A 3,038-nucleotide genomic window follows, 5' to 3' on the forward strand; every position below is an offset into this window, starting at 1 on the left:
CGCCAGCTTCCAGAAACCGTCGCCATGGCCATGATGGCCGAGATCGAGATCGGCCGCTCGCAGTACAACCTGGCCGCCGCCCGCCTGCAGAAGTTGCTCTCGTATGCCCCTGAATCCTGGACGGCCTGGACCAACCTGGGGGTGTGCCAGGTCAACCTCGGCCAGCCCGGCCGTGCCCTTGAATCTTACCGAACGGCACTCTCCATCAACCCCCAGGCCGAAGCCGCGGCTCTCAATCTGGCCGGTCTTCTCATCAGCAGAGGGCAGGGTCCCGAGGCCGCAAGGATCCTTGTTCGGGCTCTGGCCGACACATCAGACCGCCAGACACTCTGGACCGCTTATGATCTCCTGGTCGAAGGCGGTCAACTTGCGGCGGGTGCCGATCTCTGGGCCGGCTCTCTGAGGCGTGAGCCCGATGCCGCCGACCTCAAGTGCTCGCTGGCCTGGGCGCTGCTCTTGCGACAGCAATCAAATGAGTCGCGAAAGCTGCTGAACGAATGTGCGGGGCGGCTTGAGAATGATCCCGTTTTTGACGCAGCCCTCGCCATGCTGGCTTTGGGCGACGGCGATCCGAGTCCGGCCGTCAAGTGGGTCGAATCGGCCGCTCGGGCAGAAGAAGGTCCGCGCCGAGAGATGCTGCCGCGCATGAAACAGGCCGTGCGGCTCTACGGAGAAAGGCATTCGGACCAGCCTTGGCCCTACTATCTTGCCGCGAGAATGCTCCAGATTGAAGGAGAGCAGGAGAGTGCATCGCTTCTCATGGGCGAGTTCCGCAGGCTCTGCTCCGACGCCGCCTGCCGAAAGCAGGCCGAAGACCTGGGTATTCCGCTCTCGCCCTGACGCGGCGCGGTAGGGCGTGCTTTGCACGCCGTCCGCCGCGTGGAACGGAATCAAGAACCCCGGTTTTGTGAATCCGAGCCACTGCACTACCTGCGGAAGGCGGGACCGACCAGGATGACCGTCGCATTCACCGGAAGCGAAAGCCCGATCTCATCCCCTTGAGCGACGTCTTCTTGTTTGACCTCACCGCTCGCCGGGTCGGCGCGCCACCAAGTGCCCGGAGAACGCACCGACACCCTGCCTGTGTACGTTTGTGTCCCCACATTCACCAGAAGCAGGATCTCGCGGCCATCCCTGGTGAACCGCCCGAGGATGATCCGATCCGACGCCGGTTGAAGTCGGCCACTCGCGCCGGTCTCGTTTTCGCCATCGAATCGGGCCGCTTCGCCCTTCAACTCGTCGCGAACGATCCGCCCGCCGGCATCCCTGAACTTCGCTACGACGCCTGATGCCGCCTCCGGCAACTCTGCACCGTCCGGCAGCACCAGTGCATGAAATGCGTGATCGCGAATCCACAGCTTGCTATCGCGCACCTCGGCCGCCGCCAGCACCTCGTGATCGGCGATCACAAACGGCTGTTGCGAAGTCGCCAGACGCTGCCCCATCCGCATGAATGAGTTCACCAGTCGCTGCGAGTGCTCACATTGCGTCTCCAGTCTCAGCGGCCCGGCTACCGGCAGATAGTCCGCCCACAGGTCATGGATCGGGTAGTACAGGATGACGTCGGGATCGAGCCGGGCATCGCGAAGCAAAGCGTTGAGCCGGCCGACGAAGTCGTTGTACGCCCGATACTCCTGGGCCGGACGCTTCGCACGATCGTAGTAGAGCGTGAACTCGGTCACGCCGAACGCCGCCTGCCATGCTGCGGTTGCCTGCATCTCGGCGAGCGACGCAGGGGGCTTGCCGGCCAGGGTCTGCGAAAAATCGCTCACCTCGGTCATGACGCGACGGCGGCCCTCAATGATCGCCGCCGACGCGGGCAAAACAGCGGCCATCCACCCGCCGTATACAACCGTCTGCGGCCATGAAGACAGCATATCCAGCCCCGGAATGTCCATCCGGCGCAATGCCTCGAGACTGTTGCCGTACAAAGCTGTGTGGCAGATAGGATTCTCCTCCCAGAGAATATGCCCGGAGGATGCAACACGGTGTCGGCGACACCAGTCCTGGATCTGCCCGAAGTACCGCTCGGAAACAAGATCGGCGACTAATCCCCAAAAGCGACGTCGCACCTGCCGATCGGCCTCGGCATCGCCGGTGAACAGGCTGAGGCGCACGACCATGAGGTCCTCGCCATAACGCTTGCGGTACTGGTCGGGCAGGTCGGCAACCCATGGCACCGACGGCAGCGGCTGCACGCCCGGATCCACGGGGTCGTCCACGTGGACCTTCTTTCGGATCTCCTCGCCAAGTTGACCGATGTTGACCGCCATCAGCGAGGGCTCGTCGGTGAACACCGCAGGGATGGTCGCACCGAAGTGCCTCTTGATCCGTTGCCAGTACGCACGGTGTGTCTTGTCGATGAAGGTGCTCACCGCCGCGCCATCGAGCAGATTGATGTATCGCCGCGCCGCGTGGAAATTGTTGCTCGCGTGTGTGTGCTCGTACGACGGTCGGATCATAAACGGATCGGGTCTCGACGGGTCGTAGGCCAAGGCGAGAGCTTCGAGCACAGGGTTTTCCTTGAGCACCAAACCTCCGGCCGATCCGCTCGGATACCCCTTCTCGTCATAGATCCATGCCAGCAGTCCGACCTCGTGACAAGCTTCGATCGCCTTGACCAGCGTGGCCCAGTTCGGCTCCGAGACCAGGTAGTCATTGAAAGCGACATTGCAGACGATCCCGCCGAGGCCGAGCTCTTTCAGAGCAGCCATCGCCGCGGGGTTGGCCTGGCCCTTCGGAACACCATGCAGGATCTGAAGCGGGCGCAGTTCAGCTCCCGGCGCAGACCACGCTGCCGTCCAGCCCGCCGGCCAGTCGGGCGCCGGGCGGGTCTCCTGCGCCATCGCCGAATCCACGGTCAGGGCGCTCGCCGCAACGAGCAACGATCCAAGCATGTAGTGCGTTTTTGTCATAGTCCGCTCATTCTTGCGCCCCGAGGTCGAAAGTCAAAGGGGCGGTCCCTGTCTTTCGAGGGTTCAAGCTCGCGCCGTGAAGTGGGGCCGACGCCCTCGTCGGCCCTCTGTGAGACGGGCGGC

2 protein-coding genes are annotated in these 3,038 nt (G+C 63.5%); one reads left to right on the forward strand and one right to left on the reverse strand.

The annotated features are described in order from the left end of the window. Positions 1 to 840, forward strand: an 840-nt coding sequence (locus tag PLL20_14600; protein ID HPD31218.1) for a tetratricopeptide repeat protein, incomplete at its 5' end; no start/stop codon positions are given. Between the two features lie 86 nt (positions 841 to 926). Here the strand turns inward: PLL20_14600 and PLL20_14605 are convergent. Beyond that, entirely contained in the window at positions 927 to 2,915 is a 1,989-nt protein-coding gene (locus PLL20_14605) for a hypothetical protein (protein ID HPD31219.1), read from the reverse strand. Between the last annotated feature and the right edge of the window lie 123 nt (positions 2,916 to 3,038).

It is taken from the genome of Phycisphaerae bacterium, assembly GCA_035384605.1.
In the GTDB taxonomy this organism is placed as follows: Bacteria; Planctomycetota; Phycisphaerae; order UBA1845; family PWPN01; genus JAUCQB01.

Coding starts and splice junctions, on each gene's coding strand:
- PLL20_14605 (HPD31219.1), bottom strand. CDS start 2,915: ATGACAAAAACGCACTACATGCTTGGATCGTTGCTCGTTGCGGCGAGC.